At 73.3% G+C, this 17,849-nt stretch carries 19 protein-coding genes; 7 read left to right on the top strand and 12 right to left on the bottom strand.

The features are described from left to right. Positions 1-66: 66 nt before the first annotated feature. Positions 67-240 (top strand): DUF3117 domain-containing protein, encoded by a 174-nt coding sequence (locus tag ACFVN5_RS12390; protein ID WP_067875042.1) that lies wholly within the window; start codon positions 67-69, stop codon positions 238-240. A 1-nt stretch (position 241) separates the two neighbouring features. On the opposite strand, the gene ACFVN5_RS12385 is transcribed toward ACFVN5_RS12390, so the two are convergent. Continuing rightward, positions 242-874, bottom strand: coding sequence for an O-methyltransferase (locus ACFVN5_RS12385; protein ID WP_376955479.1), 633 nt, complete (start codon positions 872-874; stop codon positions 242-244). Positions 875-958: 84 nt separating this feature from the next. On the opposite strand from ACFVN5_RS12385, the gene ACFVN5_RS12380 reads away from it, so the two are divergent. Further along, positions 959-1,357 carry a twin-arginine translocase TatA/TatE family subunit gene (locus ACFVN5_RS12380; RefSeq protein ID WP_376955478.1) on the top strand — a complete coding sequence of 133 codons (399 nt, stop codon included), beginning with the start codon at positions 959-961 and terminating at the stop codon, positions 1,355-1,357. A gap of 27 nt (positions 1,358-1,384) precedes the next feature. On the opposite strand, the gene ACFVN5_RS12375 is transcribed toward ACFVN5_RS12380, so the two are convergent. Next, entirely contained in the window at positions 1,385-2,935 is a 1,551-nt protein-coding gene (locus ACFVN5_RS12375) for a succinic semialdehyde dehydrogenase (RefSeq protein ID WP_376955477.1), read from the bottom strand. 56 nt (positions 2,936-2,991) lie between these two features. On the opposite strand from ACFVN5_RS12375, the gene ACFVN5_RS12370 reads away from it, so the two are divergent. After that, positions 2,992-4,359 carry an MFS transporter gene (locus tag ACFVN5_RS12370; RefSeq protein ID WP_376955476.1) on the top strand — a complete coding sequence of 456 codons (1,368 nt, stop codon included), beginning with the start codon at positions 2,992-2,994 and terminating at the stop codon, positions 4,357-4,359. Beyond that, on the top strand, positions 4,356-5,945 hold the full coding sequence (locus ACFVN5_RS12365) for a pyridoxal phosphate-dependent decarboxylase family protein (RefSeq protein WP_376955475.1): 1,590 nt from the start codon (positions 4,356-4,358) through the stop codon (positions 5,943-5,945). Before ACFVN5_RS12370 ends, ACFVN5_RS12365 begins: the two co-directional genes overlap by 4 nt. Before the next feature lie 20 nt (positions 5,946-5,965). Here ACFVN5_RS12365 and ACFVN5_RS12360 read toward each other — a convergent pair whose 3' ends face one another. The 5 genes from ACFVN5_RS12360 to ACFVN5_RS12340 are packed head-to-tail and all read right to left on the bottom strand — an operon-like array spanning position 5,966 to position 10,358. Next, complete coding sequence (locus ACFVN5_RS12360) at positions 5,966-6,385, bottom strand: hypothetical protein (RefSeq protein WP_376955473.1); 420 nt, start codon at positions 6,383-6,385, stop codon at positions 5,966-5,968. A gap of 55 nt (positions 6,386-6,440) precedes the next feature. Beyond that, positions 6,441-7,361 carry a hypothetical protein gene (locus ACFVN5_RS12355; protein WP_376955471.1) on the bottom strand — a complete coding sequence of 307 codons (921 nt, stop codon included), beginning with the start codon at positions 7,359-7,361 and terminating at the stop codon, positions 6,441-6,443. A 4-nt stretch (positions 7,362-7,365) separates the two neighbouring features. Continuing rightward, positions 7,366-8,532 carry an Mrp/NBP35 family ATP-binding protein gene (locus ACFVN5_RS12350; protein ID WP_376955470.1) on the bottom strand — a complete coding sequence of 389 codons (1,167 nt, stop codon included), beginning with the start codon at positions 8,530-8,532 and terminating at the stop codon, positions 7,366-7,368. Beyond that, on the bottom strand, positions 8,519-9,040 hold the full coding sequence (locus ACFVN5_RS12345; RefSeq protein ID WP_376955469.1) for a DUF1003 domain-containing protein: 522 nt from the start codon (positions 9,038-9,040) through the stop codon (positions 8,519-8,521). Before ACFVN5_RS12345 ends, ACFVN5_RS12350 begins: the two co-directional genes overlap by 14 nt. Further along, the gene (locus tag ACFVN5_RS12340) at positions 9,027-10,358 is read right to left on the bottom strand and encodes a magnesium transporter MgtE N-terminal domain-containing protein (protein ID WP_376955467.1); all 1,332 of its coding nucleotides are present in this window, start codon (positions 10,356-10,358) and stop codon (positions 9,027-9,029) included. The genes ACFVN5_RS12345 and ACFVN5_RS12340 overlap by 14 nt, the downstream gene beginning before the upstream one ends. 79 nt (positions 10,359-10,437) lie before the next feature. On the opposite strand from ACFVN5_RS12340, the gene ACFVN5_RS12335 reads away from it, so the two are divergent. Further along, positions 10,438-11,139: a general stress protein gene (locus ACFVN5_RS12335; protein ID WP_376955466.1), complete on the top strand. Its 702-nt coding sequence runs from the start codon at positions 10,438-10,440 to the stop codon at positions 11,137-11,139. Between the two features lie 74 nt (positions 11,140-11,213). On the opposite strand, the gene ACFVN5_RS12330 is transcribed toward ACFVN5_RS12335, so the two are convergent. Together ACFVN5_RS12330 and ACFVN5_RS12325 are read right to left on the bottom strand one after the other, a co-directional pair. Further along, entirely contained in the window at positions 11,214-12,773 is a 1,560-nt protein-coding gene (locus ACFVN5_RS12330; RefSeq protein ID WP_376955465.1) for an aminopeptidase P family protein, read from the bottom strand. A gap of 29 nt (positions 12,774-12,802) precedes the next feature. Then, positions 12,803-13,822 (bottom strand): endonuclease/exonuclease/phosphatase family protein, encoded by a 1,020-nt coding sequence (locus ACFVN5_RS12325; RefSeq protein ID WP_376955464.1) that lies wholly within the window; start codon positions 13,820-13,822, stop codon positions 12,803-12,805. Positions 13,823-13,908: 86 nt separating this feature from the next. On the opposite strand from ACFVN5_RS12325, the gene ACFVN5_RS12320 reads away from it, so the two are divergent. Continuing rightward, complete coding sequence (locus ACFVN5_RS12320; protein WP_376955462.1) at positions 13,909-14,778, top strand: PHP domain-containing protein; 870 nt, start codon at positions 13,909-13,911, stop codon at positions 14,776-14,778. A gap of 57 nt (positions 14,779-14,835) precedes the next feature. Here ACFVN5_RS12320 and ACFVN5_RS12315 read toward each other — a convergent pair whose 3' ends face one another. Beyond that, positions 14,836-16,314 carry a DEAD/DEAH box helicase gene (locus ACFVN5_RS12315; protein ID WP_376955461.1) on the bottom strand — a complete coding sequence of 493 codons (1,479 nt, stop codon included), beginning with the start codon at positions 16,312-16,314 and terminating at the stop codon, positions 14,836-14,838. 202 nt (positions 16,315-16,516) lie between these two features. Here ACFVN5_RS12315 and ACFVN5_RS12310 point away from each other — a divergent pair, with 202 nt between their 5' ends. Beyond that, positions 16,517-17,224, top strand: a complete 708-nt coding sequence (locus tag ACFVN5_RS12310; RefSeq protein ID WP_376955460.1) for a ferritin-like fold-containing protein — start codon at positions 16,517-16,519, stop codon at positions 17,222-17,224. 80 nt (positions 17,225-17,304) lie between these two features. Here ACFVN5_RS12310 and ACFVN5_RS12305 read toward each other — a convergent pair whose 3' ends face one another. After that, positions 17,305-17,616 (bottom strand): hypothetical protein, encoded by a 312-nt coding sequence (locus tag ACFVN5_RS12305; protein WP_376955459.1) that lies wholly within the window; start codon positions 17,614-17,616, stop codon positions 17,305-17,307. A 2-nt stretch (positions 17,617-17,618) separates the two neighbouring features. Continuing rightward, the gene (locus tag ACFVN5_RS12300; protein WP_376955458.1) at positions 17,619-17,843 is read right to left on the bottom strand and encodes a DUF3107 domain-containing protein; all 225 of its coding nucleotides are present in this window, start codon (positions 17,841-17,843) and stop codon (positions 17,619-17,621) included. Positions 17,844-17,849: the final 6 nt, after the last annotated feature.

The following is a 17,849-nucleotide window of genomic DNA, read 5'->3' as shown; positions in this document are numbered from 1 at the left end:
CGGGATTTCCCAGCGCCGCTCGGGATGGCCGATAATGGGAAGATCAGCCACGAAAGGGGTAGCTCAATGGCGGCCATGAAGCCACGCACCGGAGACGGGCCTATGGAGGCTGTGAAGGAGGGTCGCCTCATCATCGTGCGGGTTCCGCTCGAGGGAGGCGGTCGCCTCGTCGTCTCGGTGAACGACGCTGAGGCCAAGGAGCTCTACGACGTCCTCGGCGGCGTCGTGAATCCCGCCTGAGTCAGGCCCCCAGCTTCACGATCTGGAGCAGGCCGTCTCCCGCAGGGGAGACGGCCGTCGCAACTGCCGACGACGCGGAGAGCTCGGAGATGAGCTCGCGGAACGCGGTCGCGGCGTCGTCCCGGCGCGCCGGGTCGGCGACGCGACCCTTCCAGAGCGCACGGGCGACGAGCACCGAGCCGTAGGGCTTCGCCAGGCGCAGCCCGTGCTCGACGTACTCGATCACGGACGGGGCATCCGCGTCGATGACGACGACGTCGTAGGAGCTCTCGTTCATGCGCGGGAGCACCTCGCTCGCACGCCCGGCGATGAGCCGCACGCGCGCGGGCGCGATCCCGGCGTCGGCGAAGTGCTCGCGGGCGTGCTGCTGGTACTCGTTCTCGGTGTCGATCGACGTCAGCATCGCGCTGCGCACGGTCTGCAGCATCCACAGGCCCGACACGCCCACGCCGGTGCCCACCTCGATGATGGACTCGGCGCGCGCGGCCGCGGCGATGACGCCGAGCTGGGCGCCGACGGCGGGTGAGACCGGGTCGATGCCGAGCTCGAGGGACTGCTGCCTGGCCTTCGCGATGGCGTCGGACTCCACGACCGACTCGTCGACGTACTTCCAGTTCAGGTCTCGATCGGACACTTCGGCTCCCGGTGATCTCTCGACCCCCAAGCCTACGGTGAGGCGCTAGCGGCGAACACACGCCTCGCCGCCCACTATCCTGTAGTGGTGTTCGGTCTGACGTTCGAGAAGCTCCTCATCATCGGGGTGATCGCCGTCTTCCTGCTCGGGCCCGAGCGACTCCCGCACTACGCCGCGCAGCTCGGCCGTCTCGTGCGCTCGCTGCGCGACATGGCGAGCGGCGCGAAGGACCGCGTCAAGGAGGAGATGGGCTCCGACTTCGACGACGTCGACTGGCGCAAGCTCGACCCCCGGCAGTACGACCCGCGGCGCATCATCCGCGAGGCGCTGACCGACGTCGACCCGTTCGCCGAGCCCGAACCGGCGAAGCCCGTCGTGGCCCGCGCGACCGTGAACGAGAACTCGGCCTACCTGCAGCACAAGCGCAAGCGCGAGGTGCTCGGCGCCGGCGAGACCGCGCCGTTCGACTCCGAGGCCACCTAGCCTCGAACCACCTCGGCTTCGCGCACCTCAGCGGCGACGGATGCCGCGCAGCACGCGTGCGAGCAGCATGAACGGCTCGGCGAGCAGTCCCACCTCGCGCCCGCTCCGCGGCAGCTGCAGGAGCCCGGTCGCCGTCGAGATCGTGACCGGCTCGACGAACCGCATGAGGCCCTCGGGTCCGTTGCGGCGGCCGACGCCCGACGACTTCACGCCGCCCATCGGTGCGTCGACCGAGGCAAACGAGCCCCGGTACGCCTCGTTGATGTTCACGCTGCCCGCCTCGAGCGCCTCGGCGACCCGCCGCGCGCGTCTCGGCGACGTCGTGAAGACGGAGGCGTTGAGGCCGTAGTCGCTCGCGTTCGCGGCGAGCACCGCCTCCTCCTCGGAATCGACGAGGTAGAGCGACGCGACCGCGCCGAAGGTCTCCTCGGCGTGCACGCGCATCTCGGGCGTGACGCCCGTGAGCACCGTGGGCTCGAAGAACCACGGTCCGACCTCGGGGCGCGCGTGACCGCCGGCGAGCACGGTCGCGCCCTTGCCGAGCGCGTCGTCGAGGTGCGCCTGGACGCGATCGAGCTGCGCGGCCGTCGCGAGCGAGCCGAAGTCGGAGCCGTAGTCGAGCGACGATCCGAGGGTCGCGGACCCGAGGCGGTCGACGAGCGCCTTCGTGAACGGCCCGGCGACCTTCCGCTGCACGTAGATGCGCTCCATCGAGACGCAGAGCTGGCCCATGGCCGAGAAGCAGCCGAACGCGATATCCGCCGCAGCGCGCTCGGGGTCGACGTCGTCGAGGACGATCGCGGCGTTCTTGCCGCCGAGCTCGAGCGACGCGCCGACGAGGCGGCGGCCGGCCTTCTCGGCGATGCGCCGGCCGACGGCCGTCGAACCGGTGAAGCAGATGAAGTCGGCCTCGTCGGTGAGCGCCTCGCCCACCTCGTCGGCCGGCCCGGCGACGACCGCCCACAGCGCCTCGGGCACGCCGGCGTCGACGAACGCCCGCCGCAGGGCGAGGATCGACAGCGCACCCTGGTCGTCGGCCTTCTGCACGACGGCGCAGCCGGCCGCGAGCGCCGGCATGACGTCCATCGCGGCGAGGCTGAGCGCGTAGTTCCACGGCGTGATGACGCCCGCGACGCCCTTCGGGCGGTAGCGCACGCGCGTGGTCATGACGAGGGGGATGCCGGCGCGACGCCGACGGCCGTGCAGCACGCGCCGCGCGGCGAGCGCGTTGTAGCGGGTCACGGATGCCGCCTGGAAGACCTCCTCGAGCGCCTGCCCGCGCGTCTTGCCGCTCTCGAGCTGCACGAGGTCGAGCAGGAGCTCGCGTCGGTCGAGGAGCAGGTCGTGCGCGCGCAGGAGCACGCGGCGACGCTCGGCGAACCCGGCGCGCGCCCAGGCGAGCTGCGCGAGGCGGGCGCGGGCGACCGCGTCGCGCACGTCGTCGGCGCTCGAGCGGGGCAGCTCGTGCAGGGTCTCGCCGGTCGAGGGGGTGGGGACGGCGGTGGTCTCGGAACCCGACGCGACGACGTCGTCGGCGAGGCTCCGGTACAGGTCGGGGGAGGCCATCGTGGCACGCATGAGGCACAGTCTAGGTCAGTTGTCCCACTTCGCCGTTCGATGAGTACACTGCCTCCATGACCGCACCGGAGCGATCCCTGTCCCGTGGCGTCGTGACCAGGTATGCGATCGGCTCGATCGGCACCGGCGGGTTCGCGACGCTGCCCGGCCTCGTGCTCGTGTACTACCTGACCGACACCCTCGGCGTCGCCGCGCTCGTGGCCGGGCTGGTGGTGACCGCCGCCAAGGTGTGGGACGTCGTGATCGACCCGTGGATCGGGGAGCGCAGCGACCGGGCGCTCGCGCGCACCGGTACGCGCCGCACGTGGATGATCGTAGGCGCGGTCGCGCTGCCCGTGGGCTTCGTGCTCACGTTCGCGGTGCCCGCGGGGCTCGACCCCGCGGCATCCGGCACCTGGGTGTTCGTCGCGTTCCTCGCGACGGCGACGGCCTTCAGCGTTTTCCAGGTGCCGTACATCGCGCTGCCGGCGGAGCTCACGAGCGACTACGACGCCCGCACGCGACTCCTCACCTGGCGCGTGGTGGTGCTCACGGTGGCGATCCTGCTGTTCGGCGCGGGCGGCCCCGAGGTGCGCGCCGCGTTCGCCGACGAGCACGTCGGCTACCTCGTAATGGCGGTCGTCGCCGGCGTCGTGATCGGGGCGGGGATGCTCGTGGCATCCTTCACCGCCGCTCGCGGTGCACCGAGCGGCCGGCACGAGCCGCGGAGCCTTCGCGCCGGCTACGCCGAGGGCTTCGGGGCGCTCCGCCGCAGTCGCCCGTTCCGCGACCTGCTCGCGGCCTTCGTGCTGCAGGGGCTCGCGACCGGCGTCATGCTCGCGGGCGCCCAGTTCGTCGCGACCTGGGTGTTGCACGACGAGAGCGCCGTGACGTTCCTGTTCATCGCGCTCATCGCACCCGCCGTGCTCTGCGCGCCGGTCTGGCAGCAGGTCGCCCGCCGGGTGGGCAAGGAGCGCGGTTTCGCCATCGCGAGCATCCTGTTCGCCGTGGCCGCGGCGTCGCTCGTCGGCATGCTCTGGGCGCCCGGGGCGTGGGTGTATGCGCCCGTCGCCCTCGCGGGCGCCGCCTACGCGGGCATGCAGTCGCTCCCCATGGCCATGCTGCCCGACGTGATCTCGCACGACGCGCGCCAGCACGGCGAGGGTCGTGCGGGCAGCTTCGGCGGCATCTGGACGGCCGGGGAGACCGCAGGCATGGCGCTCGGCGCGACGCTGCTCACGATCGCGCTCGCGGTCACGGGCTACGTCGAGTCGGCCGGATCGACGGTCGTCGAGCAGCCCGCCGCGGCGGTCGTCGGCATCGTCGTCAGCTTCAGCCTGCTGCCCGCGGCGCTCGTGCTGCTGAGCCTCGTGCCGATCGGACGCTACCCGCTCCGCAGGCATGACATCCAGGCGGATGCCGCGCTCCGGGCGGTGGCGCTGTGAGCGTGTTCCGGCGCGACCCCGCCGAGGTCATCGCCGAGCTCGAGTCCCTCCGCGCCGCCGACGCGCCGACGCATGGCGGACGCGTGCTCTCGTACGTGTACGACTCCGGCGAGCACGCCCTCGACGAGCTGGCCGGCGAGGCTGCTCGCCTCGTGCAGCCGGTGAACGGGCTCGACCCGACGACGTTCACGTCGGTCGCCGCGATGGAGTCGGCCGTGGTCGGCTTCGCTCGTCGCGTGTTCCACGGCGAGGCCGGCGGCGTGGGCGACGGCGATGGCGCCGAGGCCGACGCCGAGCTCGTGGTCGGCTCGGTGACATCGGGCGGAACCGAGAGCTGCATCCTCGCGGTGAAGACGGCCCGCGACGCGTGGCGTGCGGCCCGCGAGGGCACGCCGCGCACCCCGCGGCTCGTCGCGCCCGTCACGGTGCACGCGGCGTTCCACAAGGCGGCGGAGCTGCTCGGCCTCGCGCTCGACCTCGTCCCCGTCGACCCGGCGACCGGCGCCCCGCGCGTCGACGACCTGGAGGAGCGCCTCGGCGACGACGTCGCGCTCGTGGTCGTCAGCGCGCCCTCGTACCCCTTCGCGACGCTCGACCCGGTCGCCGAGGTCGCCGCGATCTGCGCCGCCCGCCACATCGCGCTGCACGTCGACGCCTGCATCGGCGGGTTCGCGCTCGCGTTCTGGCCCGGTGAGCTGCCGGCGTGGGACTTCGCGGTGCCGGGCGTGACGAGCCTCTCCGCCGACCTGCACAAGTACGGCTACGCCCCGAAGGGCATCTCGGTGCTGCTCACGCGGGGGCGCGACCGCCAGCGCCGCCAGTACTTCGCGACGACGGCCTGGCCGGGCTACCCGGTCGTCAACCCGACGCTCGCGGGCTCCCGGCCGGCCGGACCGCTCGCCGCGTCCTGGGCGATCGTGCAGGCGCTCGGTGAGCCCGGCTTCGTCGAGCTCACGGGCCGCGCCGCCCGCGCGACGGCCGCGCTCCGCTCCCACGTCGACGGCATCGAGGGGCTCCGGGTGGTCGGCGACCCGACCGGTCCGCTGCTCGCGGTCGCGACCGACGACGAGGTCGCGCCCGATCGTCGCGTCGACCCGCATCACTGGGCGGATGCCGCGCGCACCGCGGGCTGGCACCTGCAGCTGCAGCCCGGCCTCGTCCAGTCCGACGGCACGCGCCTGCCGCACACGACGCACCTCACCATCACGCCCGTGACGGAGTCCGTGCTGCCCGAGCTGTCCGCCGCGCTCGTGGCCGCCGCCGACGCGGTCCGCGGCGCGCCGCCGATCGACGGCGGGGAGCTGCTCGCCAGACTCGCCGCGCAGCCGCCCGGCGGGACGGACGCGCTCGCCGCGGCATCCCTTGGACAGGCTCAGGGCGGCGCCGCCGGCCTCGACAGCGAATCGGCCGCGTCGCTGCTCGCCGCGTTCGGGCTGCTCGGCGGCGCGGGCGCGACGGGTGCGCTGCCCGATCGGCTGGCACCGGTGCTCGCGCTCGTCGAGGCGCTGCCCGGCCCGCTCACCGAGCGGCTGCTCGTGGAACTGCTCGCCCGGGTGGTCGAGCCGCGCCCCGCGGCATCCGACTAGCGCTGTTCAGCCGGCGCTGCTCAGCCCCCGAAGCGGACGCTGGCGACCGTCATCGTGCCGTCCTCGTCGACCCGCACCACGCAGCGGACCGTGCGCTCCTGGCTCTCGCCGTCCTCCTCGTAGGACACCGATCCCTGCGTACGGTACTCGGCGTCGTCGACCTGCTGGACGTCGGAGAACAACGGCAGGTCCTCGACGGTGTTGCCGCGGGCCTCGAGGTCGTCCTGCACGGCGGTCAGGCACAGCGACTGCACCTGCGCGTCGGGGTCGGACGACGACGCGCCGCCGGTGTAGCGGAGGAAGGTCGCGACCAGGCCGATGCCGAGGAACACGAGCATCACCGGGATCGCCCACCGCGCCCACTCGGGGAGGTCCGAGAGCCAGCCGCCGCCCTTCGACCCGGAGGAGGGGGATCCACTCGACTGCGGCGCGTCCGTCATGCGTCGCATGCTAGTCCGCGGTCGCCGCCGCGTCGATGGACCTGTCCGGGGGGTCCTAGCCGGCGGGAGCCTCCAGCCCGCAGCGCTCGCCGTAGTACGCGTACAGCTCGGCCTTGAGCCCCGGATCGCTCGGCACGTCGAGGCGACCGGCCCGTCCGTCGCCCGTCTCGATCTCGAAGGGGAGGATCGTGCCGCGCTTGTCGTCGGCGATGGCGTGCGCGTCGCAGCGCGCCGGCCGCACCGGCAGGCTGAGCACGAGCGGCGGGTCGCCGGCCGCGACGTCGATGCCGAGCGTCCAGTCGATACCGTCCTCGGCGTTCAGCAGCGTGGTGCCGTACACCCGGTCGATGCGCATGGTCGTGTCGCCCGATGCCACGGGCTCGATCGTCACGTCGATGAACGCGCGCCGATCGGGGCCGCTGCCGGTCGAGCGCAGGTGCTCGGGCAGCACGATCGCGGCGACGTCCGCGACGGACGCCGCGAGGCAGTCCTCCGCGTTCACGCGCGCGACCGTGTCGAACGGATCGTCGGCGGTGAGGTCGCCGGTCGCCTCGACCCCCGACGCGGTGCGGGTGCTCACGTGCACGACGACCGGGCCGGATTCGGCGTCGCACCGGCTCTCGGGCAGGTCGAGCCGGATCGCGATCGCGTCGCCGCCGCCGCCCAACTCGAACGGCTTCGTGCGCTCGAGCCCCTCGGCGAACGTCGGCGTCTCGACCTCGAACCCCTCGACGGTGACCGGCTCGGCGCCGGAGTTGACGAAGCGCACCACGAGCCGCCCGTTCACGACGTCGAGGCGGCCCTGCTGGATTGCGACGGCGAGGCCGTCGGGCAGCGGCTCCTCGGCCGGCGCCGCGGGTGCAGCGCAGCCGGCGAGCACGGTCGCAGCGGTTGCGAGGGCGCCGACGAGCGCGAGCGAGCGGATGACGCGGCGGTGCGGCATCCCGTCGACGGGCTCAGGGCGGCGCCTGCTCACCGTCTCACCGCACCGTGACGTCGAGCCGGCGGCCGCCGAGCGCGCGCGGGAGCGCCGCGAGCTGCGCCGCGACGTCCTCGATGGCCCGAGCGGCGGGATCGTCGGGCGCGGCCACGACGACGGGCACGCCGGCGTCGCCGCCCTGCCGCAGCGCGATGCTCAGGGGCACGCTCGCGAGGAGCGGGACCGGCGCCGGCCGGCCCTCGGAGAGACGCTCGGCGACGAGCTCGCCGCCGCCCGAGCCGAACAGCTCGACGAGGCCGTCGGGGCCGGCGAAGCCCGCCATGTTCTCGACGACGCCGACGATGCGCTGCCCGGTCTGCCGGGCGACGACGCCCGAGCGCTCGGCCACGTCGGCCGCGGCGGGCTGCGGCGTCGTGACGACCACGACCTCCGCGTTCGGCAGCAGCTGGCCGAGCGAGATGGCCACATCGCCCGTGCCGGGCGGCAGGTCGACGAGCAGCACGTCGAGGTCGCCGAAGTACACATCGGTGAGGAACTGCGAGAGCGTGCGGTGCAGCATCGGCCCGCGCCACGCCACGGCGACCGACGACGCCCGCCCACCGGGTTCGGTCGGCTCGACGAACATGCCGATCGAGATCACCTTCACGCCGTGCGCGACGGGCGGCAGGATCATCTCGTCGACGCGCGTGGGCCGCGCCGCGTTGCCGTGCTCGTCGACGAGGCCGAGCAGGCCGGGGATCGAGAACCCGTGCACGTCGGCGTCGACGAGCCCGACCGAGAGACCGCGCGCGGCGAGCGCGACGGCGAGGTTGGCGGTGAGCGTCGACTTGCCGACCCCGCCCTTGCCGCTCGTGATCGCGATGACGCGCGTGAGGCTCCCCGGTCCGAACGGGTTGCCGCGTGCGGCGCGTCCGCCGCGGAGCCGCTCGGTGAGCGCGGCGCGCTGCTCGGGCGTCATGACCGAGAGGGTCACGTCGGCGTTGCCGGCGCCGGCGACGGCCTCGGCCGCCTGCCGCACGTCGCGTTCGATGCGGTCGGAGGCGGGGCATCCGACGATCGTGAGCCGGATGCCCACGTGCACGCGCCCGTCGTCGCCGGCCATCACCGAGTCGACCATGTCGAGCTCGGTGATGGGCTTGCGGATCTCGGGATCGATCACCGACCCGAGCGCCGCACGCACCGACGCCTCGAGGTCAGGACGCGGCATGCTCGCGTTCTTCCTCGTCGCGGCGGTCGAGCTCCTCGAGCACCGCCTTCAGCTCGGCGCGGATGAAGTCGCGCGACGCGAGATCGCGCACCGCGAGCCGCAGCGCCACGACCTCGCGGGCGAGGTACTCGGTGTCGGCGAGGTTGCGCTCGGCGCGCTGGCGGTCCTGCTCGATCTGCACGCGGTCGCGGTCGTCCTGCCGGTTCTGGGCGAGCAGGATCAGGGGCGCCGCGTACGAGGCCTGCAGCGAGAGCACGAGGGTGAGGGCCGTGAACCCGATCGCGATGGAGTCGAACCGATACGGCTCGGGCGCGAAGGTGTTCCACGCCATCCAGGTGATCGCGAACACCGACAGCCCGAGCAGGAAGCCCGGGGTGCCCATGCCGCGCGCGACCCACTCCGTGAAGCGGCCGAAGCGGTCGTTGTCGCCCGTTCCACGGAAGGGCGCAGATCGGCGGATGCCTTTCGGGGTGTCGAACCGGCGGTCCTCGACGTCAACGCGTGCCATCTCCTGCCCTCCTTCCGTTCGGGATCGGGATGCTTCCGGTGGTCAGCTGGGCACGCGCCGCGGCGCGGCGGCCCACCTCGGTCTCCTCGGGATGACTTCGCCAGTCATCGGGCAGGAGGTAGTCGAGCACGTCGTCAATGGTCACCACCCCGACGAGTCGATGCTTCTCGTCGACGACCGGCACCGACACGAGGTCGTAGCTCGCCAGGATGCGGCTGACCTCGGCGGCGGAGGTGTCGGCGGTCACGGGCTCGAGGCCCGCGTCGATGAGGGTGCCCAGGCGCTCGTGCGGCGGGTAGCGCAGCATCCGCTGGAAGTGCACCATGCCGAGGAACCGGCCCGTGGGCGGCTCGTAGGGCGGGAGCGTGACGCACACTGCGGCACCGAGCGCGGGCGGCAGGTCGTGCCGGCGGATGAGCGCGAGGCCCTCGGCCACGGTCGCGTCGGCCGACACGATGATCGGCTCGGTCGTCATGAGGCCGCCCGCGGTGTCGGGCCCGTAGGAGAGGAGGAAGCGCACGTCGTCGGCCTCCTCGGGCTCCATGAGCTCGAGCAGGTGCTCGCCGCGCTCCTCGGGCAGCTGCGCGATCAGGTCGGCGGCGTCGTCGGGCTGCATGTGGTCGAGCACGTCGGCGGCACGGTCGTCGCCGAGCCGGGCGAGGATGTCGACCTGGTCGGACTCGGGCATCTCCTCCAGCACGTCGGCGAGCCGGTCGTCGGAGAGCTCCTCGGCGACCTCCTGCCGCCGCTGCGCCGGCAGGTCGAGCAGGGTGTTCGCGAGGTCGGCGGGCTTCAGCTCGGAGTAGGTGGCGATGAGCTGCTCGGCCGACTGGGCCTCGCCCTTGGGAGCGAGCTCACGCACCTCGCGCCAGGTGACGTAGGCGGACTGGCCCTTGGCGAACGGCGACGCGCTGGCCTTCGGGCGGCGCACGAAGAGCTGGTCGACCTCCCACTCGCCGGGCTCCTGCTCCTCGATCGCGACGTCCTCGATGGTCGCCTCGCCGGAGCCGTCGTTGAAGACGACCTTGCGGCCGAGCATCTCGGCGATGACGCGCACCTCGCCGCCGCGCTGCTCGAAGCGGCGCAGGTTGATGAGCCCGGTCGTGATGATCTGGCCGCCGCCGATGGACGTGACCCGTCCGATCGACACGAACACGCGGCGCTTGCCTGGGATCTCGACGATGAGGCCCACGACGCGCGGAGGGTCGTTCTTGCGGTACACGACGAGGACGTCGCGCACCTTGCCGACCCGATCCCCGGCGGGGTCGAAGACGGCGCACCCGGCGAGTCGGGCGACGAAGACTCTCGTGGCGCTCACGACTACCAACTTAGCCCCCGGAACCGGGAAGAACGCCCGTTCCCCGGCCCTGCGCGGGCGCCCATGGGAGAATGACCGGGTGAGCAACCCTGGACCCTTCGGCGGCCGCACGGCACGTCAGTTCCCGACCCTGCCGAAGGGCGAGACCGTGGCGAGCTTCGAGACGTACCAGGAGGCGCAGGCCGCGGTGGACAAGCTCGCGAAGGCCGCCTTCCCGGTGAAGGAGCTCGCGATCGTCGGCACCGACCTCACGAGCGTCGAGCGCATCACGGGCGTCCTGACCTGGGGCCGCGCGGCCGGCGCCGGCGCGCTCTCGGGCGCCTGGTTCGGCACGTTCCTCGGGCTGCTCTTCTTCATCTTCTCGCCCACGGGCGCGGGCCTCGGCATCCTCGGCTCGGCCATCCTCATCGGCGCCGGGTTCGGCATGATCTTCGGCCTCGTCTCGTACTCGATCAACCGCCGCCGGCGCGACTTCACGTCGGTCATGCAGGTGCTCGCCACGCGCTACGCGATCATCGCGGAGCCCGAGCACGTCGCCCGGGCCAGAACGGTGCTGGGCACGGATGCCGCGGGCTTCGCGCCCGTCGCATCGGCCCCCATCGTGCCGCCGACCCCGCCGACCGCACCCGCGCAGCCCGCCGCCGGCGAGCCCGAGGCGCCCGTCGCGCCCCAGCCCGGCAGCGCCGAAGGCCAGGACGGGTCCCGCCCGCTCACCTACGGCGAGGCGCAGGACGCCGCCCGACGCGCCGCGCGCGAGCGCCGCGACGCCGGCGAGTCCTGAGGACCCGAGCGGTCAGTCGCGGCTGCCGCGCACGAACACTGCGCGACGCCGGCGAGTCCTGACGACCCGAGCGGTCAGCCGCGGCTGCCGCGGACCCAGGCCTCGACCTCGTCGACCGTGCGCGGGATGCGCGCCGAGAGGTTCTCGGCGCCGTCGGCCGTCACGAGGATGTCGTCTTCGATGCGCACGCCGATGCCGCGGAACTCGGCGGGCACCGTGAGGTCGTCGGGCTGGAAGTACAGGCCCGGCTCGATCGTGAAGACCATGCCCGGCGCGAGCTCGCCGTCGAGGTAGAGCGACCGGCGCGCCTGCGCGCAGTCGTGCACGTCGAGGCCGAGGTGGTGGCTGGTGCCGTGCACCATGTAGCGGCGGTGGAACTGGTTCTCGGGCTCGAGCGACTCCTCGGCCGAGACCGGGAGGAAGCCCCACTCCGCGGTCTTGCGCGCGATGACCGCCATTGCGGCGGCGTGCACCTCGCGGAAGATCGCACCCGGCCGCACGACGGCGAACGCGGCATCCGCGGCCTCGAGCACGGCCTCGTAGACCTGGCGCTGCACGGCCGAGAAGGTGCCGTTCACCGGGAACGTGCGCGTGATGTCGGCGGTGTAGTAGCTGTCGCGCTCGACGCCCGCGTCGAGCAGCACGAGATCGCCGGGCACGACGGGGCCGTCGTTGCGGGTCCAGTGCAGGATCGTGGCGTGCGGGCCGGCTGCGGCGATCGAGCCGTAGCCGACGTCGTTGCCGTCGAGTCGAGCACGCGTGGCGAACACGCCCTCGATGACGCGCTCGCCGCGCACCTCGGACGTGATGCGCGGGAGCTCCTCGAGCACCTCGGTGAAGCCGCGCTGCGTCGCGTCGATCGCGGCGCGGAGCTCGGCGACCTCGTAGTCGTCCTTCACGAGGCGCAGCTCGGACAGGACCCGTGCCAGCTCGGCGTCGGGCTCGTGCTCGGCGTTGACCTCGAGCGAGAACGGGGTGTCGGCGGCGTTCGTCGACAGCGCCGTCTCGGCGGCCCAGCGGATGCGGGCGTGGTCGACGCGCTCGGTGATCGCGGCGTCGGCCTCGCGCACCACGAGCGTCGCGGTGTCGACGGCCGAGAGCAGGTGGTCGAGGTCGGCCAGGTCGCGCGTCGCGAGCGCGAGGTCGGCGGCCACGTGGACGAGCGAGGGGCGTGCGCCGATCCAGAACTCGCCGATGGCGGGGTTGGCGTAGAACTCCTCGGAGTCGCGTCCGGCGCGCTCGCGGAAGTAGACGGTCGCCTCGTGGCCGTCGGCCGTCGGCTCGAGGATGAGGACGGCCCCCGGCTCGGAGTCGGAGCCCCAGCCCGTGAGGTGCGCGAACGCGGAGTGGGCGCGGAACGGGTAGTCGGTGTCGTTCGAGCGCTGCTTCATGTCGCCGGCGGGCACGATGAGCCGCTGGCCGGGGAACGCGGCCGAGACGGTGGCACGACGCGCCGCGGCGTGGGCGGCCTGCTCGCGAGCGGGCGGCAGGGTCTCGTCGCGCTCGGCCCAACCGTCGCCGATGAATCGCTTGAAGCCCTCGGAGCCCGGGGTGGTCGAGCGATTCGCGTTGCGGCCCTCCTCGTCGGGGGCGGTGGGTGCGGTGGTCGTGCTGGTGTCGCTCGTCTCGGACATGTGCTCCATTCTCGCACCGTCCGACGTCCTCACCCGACGGGGGTGAGGGTCGCGACGACGGGCCGGTGGTCGCTGCCCGACTGGTCGACGTCGCCGATCACGCGGAACGCGTCGACGCGCCAGCCCGGGGTGGCGAGCACGTGGTCGATCGGGCTGCCGAGGAGCTCGGGCACGTCGGTCGGCCAGGTCCCGAGGCCGCCGGCGCCCGCCGCCACGGCCGCGTCGCGGCACCGGCCGAGGTCGCCGCCGTCGACGCCGCGACCCGCGAAGTGGTCGACGGTCGCGTTGAAGTCGCCCGCCATGATCACGTTCCCGCCCGAGCACTGCTCGGCGAGCCAGTCGAGGTCGCTGCGCCAGTTGCGCAGCTCCCAGCGGATGGGCGCGACCGCGTGCACGGCGACGATCCGCGGGCCGTCGCCGTCGACGGGCTCGGCGACGATCGACGGCAGGGTGTTGGTGTTGCCGGGCGGCCCGGGGGAGAGCGCCGACACCACCTCGTACTCGCCGAGGTCGGGCGAGATGAGGATCGTCGTCGATCGCGCCTTCGCGATGTCGTCGAACGCGACCGTGTGCACCCACATCGGCCGTCCGCCCTCGCGCATCGCGATCGCAACCTCCTCGCCGAGCGGATCGGTCGTCTCGGGGAGCACGACCACGTTGGCGCCCTCGTCGAGCGCCAGGCCCGCGATGGTCGCGGCGTCGGGCACCTCGCCGAGGGTGTTCCAGCTCAGCACGGTGACGGATGCTGCTTCGCCCGCGGCATCCGACCCACCCGTGCCGCGCGCGGCGATCACCGCGACGTTGCCGATGGCGAACAGCGCGAGGACCAGCGCCATCGCGATGCCGAACACGCGAGTGGCGCGGGGGATCGCGGCCAGCGCGAGCACGAGCGCGGCCACGCCGGCGCAGGCGGCCGCCGCGCCGCGCAGCGCCACGACGTGCGCCGCCACCCACTGGTTCTGCAGCCCGAAGCCCTGCGGCCACAGGAGCACGGCCGCGACCAGGGCGGTGCCGAGCACGAGAGCCCAGCCGAGGATGCGGGGGAGCATTCCACCCAGCCTAGGCGAGGCTCGGCGCGCGCGGCCGAGGCGCCGCCGCCGATCGGCTGGGAGGATGCCGGGACTAGCATGAGGGGATGCCAGCAGCCCCCCTCACCGTCGGCGAGGCGGACCTGCACGCGCATTCGACGGTGTCCGACGGCACGGAGTCGCCGGCCGAGCTGATGGTTCAGGCGGCCGCGGCGGGACTCTGGGGCGTGGCACTCACCGACCACGACTCGACGAGCGGCTGGGCCGAGGCGGCCGCCGCGGTGCCGGCCACGGGCGTGGTGCTCATCCCGGGCATGGAGCTGTCGACGCGCGAGGGCTTCATGAGCGTGCACATGCTCGCCTACCTCGTGGACCCGCTCGACGAGCGGCTGCTCGCCGAGACCTCGCGCATCCGCGAGTCGCGCCTCGCCCGCGCCGAGGAGATCGTGCGGCGCATCGGCCGCGACTACGACCTGAGCTGGGACGACGTGCTGGCGCAGACGAGCGAGGGTGCGACGATCGGCCGTCCGCACATCGCCGACGCGCTCGTCGCCCGCGGGCACGTGGCCACGCGGTCCGCGGCCTTCGCCGGCATCCTGCACCCGCGCGCGGGGTACGCCCAGCCGCACTACGCGCCCGACCCGCTCACCGGCGTGCGGCTCATCCGCGCCGCCGGCGGCGTGCCCGTGCTCGCGCATCCCGGCACGCGCGGCGCCGAGCGCGTCATTCCGCCCGAGCGCCTCGGGCGGCTGGTCGACGCCGGGCTCTTCGGCCTCGAGATCGACCACCCCGAGAATCGCGCCGACGCGAAGGCCCGGCTGCGCGAGCTCGCGCGCACGCACGGACTCGCCGTGACCGGCTCGAGCGACTACCACGGCACGGGCAAGCCGAACCGCCTCGGCGAGCTGCGCACGGCGCCCGAGGTCGTCGAGCGCATCATCGCCGAGGGTCGCGGCTCGGCGCCCGTCACGCCGTAGGGCGCGGGCGCTCGGGCTTGGCGCGAGCGCGCGTCACGCGCCGTCGCCCGCGCGTGCTCAGGCCTGCGGCGCGGCCCCGCCGGTCCGCGGACCGCGACGGCGGCGACGACGACGCGGTGCCGCGTTGCCGTCGTGGTGCTCGTGGCCCTTGCCGTCGTGCGTGCCGGTGCCGGGCTCCTTGACCGCGGCGACCGCCGTGTCGGACTTCTCGGCCTGCTCGCCGCCGTCGCCGGCCGGCTGGCCGGCACGGGTGCGACGACGCGAGCGCGACCGGGGTGCGCGCTCGGCGCCCTCGGCGCGGCCCTCGCTGCGGCCCGCCGTGCTCGACCGCGTCGGCGCCGCGGCGGCCGTGGGCTTCAAGCGGCCCTTGGTGCCCTCGGGGATGTCGAGGTCGGAGAACAGGTGCGGGCTCGACGAGTACGTCTCGGTGGGCTCGGGCTGGCCGAACTCGAGGGCGCGGTTGATGAGCGCCCACTTGTGCAGGTCGTCCCAGTCGACGAACGTCACGGCGATGCCGGTCTTGCCGGCGCGGCCCGTGCGACCCACGCGGTGCAGGTACGCCTTGTCGTCGTCGGGGATGGTGTGGTTGATGACGTGCGTCACGTCGTCGACGTCGATGCCGCGCGCCGCGACATCCGTGGCGATGAGCACGTCCTTCTTGCCGGCCTTGAAGGCGGCCATGGCCCGCTCGCGCTGGTCCTGGTTGAGGTCGCCGTGCACGGCGGCGGCGTTGAAGCCTCGGTCGTTGAGCTCCTCGACGAGCTTCGCCGCCGCGCGCTTGGTGCGCGTGAAGATGACGGTCTTGCCGCGGCCGTCGGCCTGGAGGATGCGCGAGATCACCTCGTCCTTGTCGAGCGAATGCGCCCGGTAGACCAGGTGCTTGATGTTCGCCTGCGTGAGGCCCTCGTCGGGGTCGTTCGCGCGGATGTGGATGGGGCGCGTCATGAAGCGGCGCGCGAGCGCGACGATCGGGCCCGGCATCGTCGCCGAGAACAGCATGGTGTGGCGGACCGCCGGAACCTTGGCGAAGATCTTCTCGATGTCGGGCAGGAAGCCGAGGTCGAGCATCTTGTCGGCCTCGTCGAGCACCATCTCGCGCACGTCGGCGAGGGACAGGAGGCGCTGGTTGACGAGGTCGATGAGGCGGCCGGGCGTGCCGACGACGATCTGCGCGCCCGCCTTGAGCTGCTCGATCTGGCCCTCGTACGCCTTGCCGCCGTAGATGGAGACGACGGTCGTCGGGCGGTTGGAGGCGGCGAGCTCGAGGTCCTCGGTCACCTGCACGCAGAGCTCGCGGGTCGGCACCACGATGAGCGCCTTCACGCCGGGCTCGGGCGCGTCGCCGAGGCGCTGGATCAGCGGGAGGCCGAAGCCGAAGGTCTTGCCGGTGCCGGTCTTGGCCTGGCCGATGATGTCCTGCCCGGAGAGGGCGAGGGGGATGGTCTGCTCCTGGATGGGGAAGGCATCGACGATGCCCTTCCCGGCGAGGGCGTCGACGATGTCGGACGCGACGCCGAGGTCGGTGAAAGTAGTCAAAGATCTGCCTGTCGAAGTTCGTGATGAGGGGGATGCGCCTCGTCTCGATCACAGGCGCATGGCCGCGGATCCAATGCCCGCATGCCCCTCCACCCTATCGGAGTGCGCCTGAGAGACTGTCGCGGGGCCGCGCGGAGGCCGCGGGAACGCGCCCGTCGGCCCCCCACGGGGCACCCGGGAGGCTCGGATATAGGCTGTCCCCGTGGTGTTCTGGACGAATCGGCGGGTCTCCCGCCCCGAGACGCCGCGCCTGCGTCCCCGCGTCGCCCCCACCGAGCTGGCGAAGGTCGACTTCACCGAGCTGGTGCCCGAGCCCGTGCCGTTCCTCGGCCAGGCCGCGTACATCCAGCTCGAGTTCTTCGAGAACCTCGCCAAGGCGGTGGCCACCGCGCCGACGCTGCCCGCGAAGGAGGGCCTCAGCGCCGCGGCGGGCGTCGCGTTGCGCAAGCACCACGCCCTCATCGCGGAGCTCCGCCGCCTGGGCGTCGAGCCCGACGACGTGATGGCACCGTTCGCGCCGGCGACCGACCGGTTCCGCCTGGTCTCCTCGGGCGCCGACTGGTACGAGCTCCTGCTCGGCATCCACGTCACGGCCGGGATGCTCGACGGCTACTTCTCGCGCCTCGCCGAGGGACTGCCGGTCGAGCTCGGCTCGCGCGTGCGCGCCATCCTCGACGAGGAGGGTGCGTCGGCCGTACTCGAGACCGAGCTGAAGGCGGCCGTCTCGACCGACCCGCACCTCGCCGACCGGCTCGCGCTCTGGGGGCGCAGCCTCGTCGGCGACACGCTGCTCATCGCGCGGTCGGCGCTGCGGGCGTCCGAGGCATCCGGCGACGACGTCGAGCCGGTGTTCACCGAGCTCATCGCCGACCACACGCGTCGCATGGACGCACTCGGGCTCACCGCCTGAGGGGCACGCGTTCGCGCTCGCCGCACGCGCGGCGCGCGCTCGGGCTCACCGGCTGATCGGCGAGTCGCGACACCGGTCGGTCAGGCCTTGCGCGCGGATGCCCCGGGGCGGGCGAGGCGCTCGAACAGGGCCGTGTCGGCGTGCTCCCGGCGCGGGCCGATGAGGAGCACCGCACCGACCGAGGCGAGCGCGGCCGCAGCGAGCGACACGACCCAGATCCATCCGCCGTCCCACGCCCAGCCGAGCCACGTGAGGGCGACCCACACGATCGCGGCCACGCCGGCGCCGATGGCCGGGACGAGCGCACTGCCGTAGGTGTGGCGACGCGGGAGCGCGTACCGCGCGGCCAGGCCGAGGATCGCCCCGCCGAGCACCACGAAGAGGAGCTCCATCGTCAGGCGACGAATCCGACGCGGCGCGACTCCTCGGAGCCGATCTCCACGTAGGCGAGCGCCGCCGACGGCACGACGTAGACGGTGCCCTTGTCGTCGGAGAGCTTCAGGTGCGCGGCCTGCCCGGCAAGGGCCGCCGCGACGGCCGTCTCCACCTCCGCCGCCGTCTGCGAGGTCTCGAATGAGAGTTCACGGGGGGAGTTCTGGATGCCGATGCGAACGTCCACGGTGCG

The sequence above is a fragment of the Agromyces sp. NPDC057865 genome (assembly GCF_042796995.1).
Classification (GTDB): domain Bacteria; phylum Actinomycetota; class Actinomycetes; order Actinomycetales; family Microbacteriaceae; genus Agromyces.
The sequence above is the reverse complement of the archived record's forward strand: the minus strand, read 5'-3'. Positions and strand labels throughout refer to the sequence as shown.

Excerpts from the sequence above, each read along its gene's own strand:
- ACFVN5_RS12305 (WP_376955459.1), bottom strand. The coding sequence starts at position 17,616 with ATGGAGCTCCTCTTCGTGGTGCTCGGCGGGGCGATCCTCGGCCTGGCC.
- ACFVN5_RS12325 (WP_376955464.1), bottom strand. The coding sequence starts at position 13,822 with ATGCTCCCCCGCATCCTCGGCTGGGCTCTCGTGCTCGGCACCGCCCTG.
- ACFVN5_RS12350 (WP_376955470.1), bottom strand. The coding sequence starts at position 8,532 with ATGCCGCGTCCTGACCTCGAGGCGTCGGTGCGTGCGGCGCTCGGGTCG.
- ACFVN5_RS12375 (WP_376955477.1), bottom strand. The coding sequence starts at position 2,935 with ATGCGTGCCACGATGGCCTCCCCCGACCTGTACCGGAGCCTCGCCGAC.
- ACFVN5_RS12360 (WP_376955473.1), bottom strand. The coding sequence starts at position 6,385 with ATGACGGACGCGCCGCAGTCGAGTGGATCCCCCTCCTCCGGGTCGAAG.
- ACFVN5_RS12330 (WP_376955465.1), bottom strand. The coding sequence starts at position 12,773 with ATGTCCGAGACGAGCGACACCAGCACGACCACCGCACCCACCGCCCCC.
- ACFVN5_RS12390 (WP_067875042.1), top strand. The coding sequence starts at position 67 with ATGGCGGCCATGAAGCCACGCACCGGAGACGGGCCTATGGAGGCTGTG.
- ACFVN5_RS12320 (WP_376955462.1), top strand. The coding sequence starts at position 13,909 with ATGCCAGCAGCCCCCCTCACCGTCGGCGAGGCGGACCTGCACGCGCAT.
- ACFVN5_RS12370 (WP_376955476.1), top strand. The coding sequence starts at position 2,992 with ATGACCGCACCGGAGCGATCCCTGTCCCGTGGCGTCGTGACCAGGTAT.
- ACFVN5_RS12345 (WP_376955469.1), bottom strand. The coding sequence starts at position 9,040 with ATGGCACGCGTTGACGTCGAGGACCGCCGGTTCGACACCCCGAAAGGC.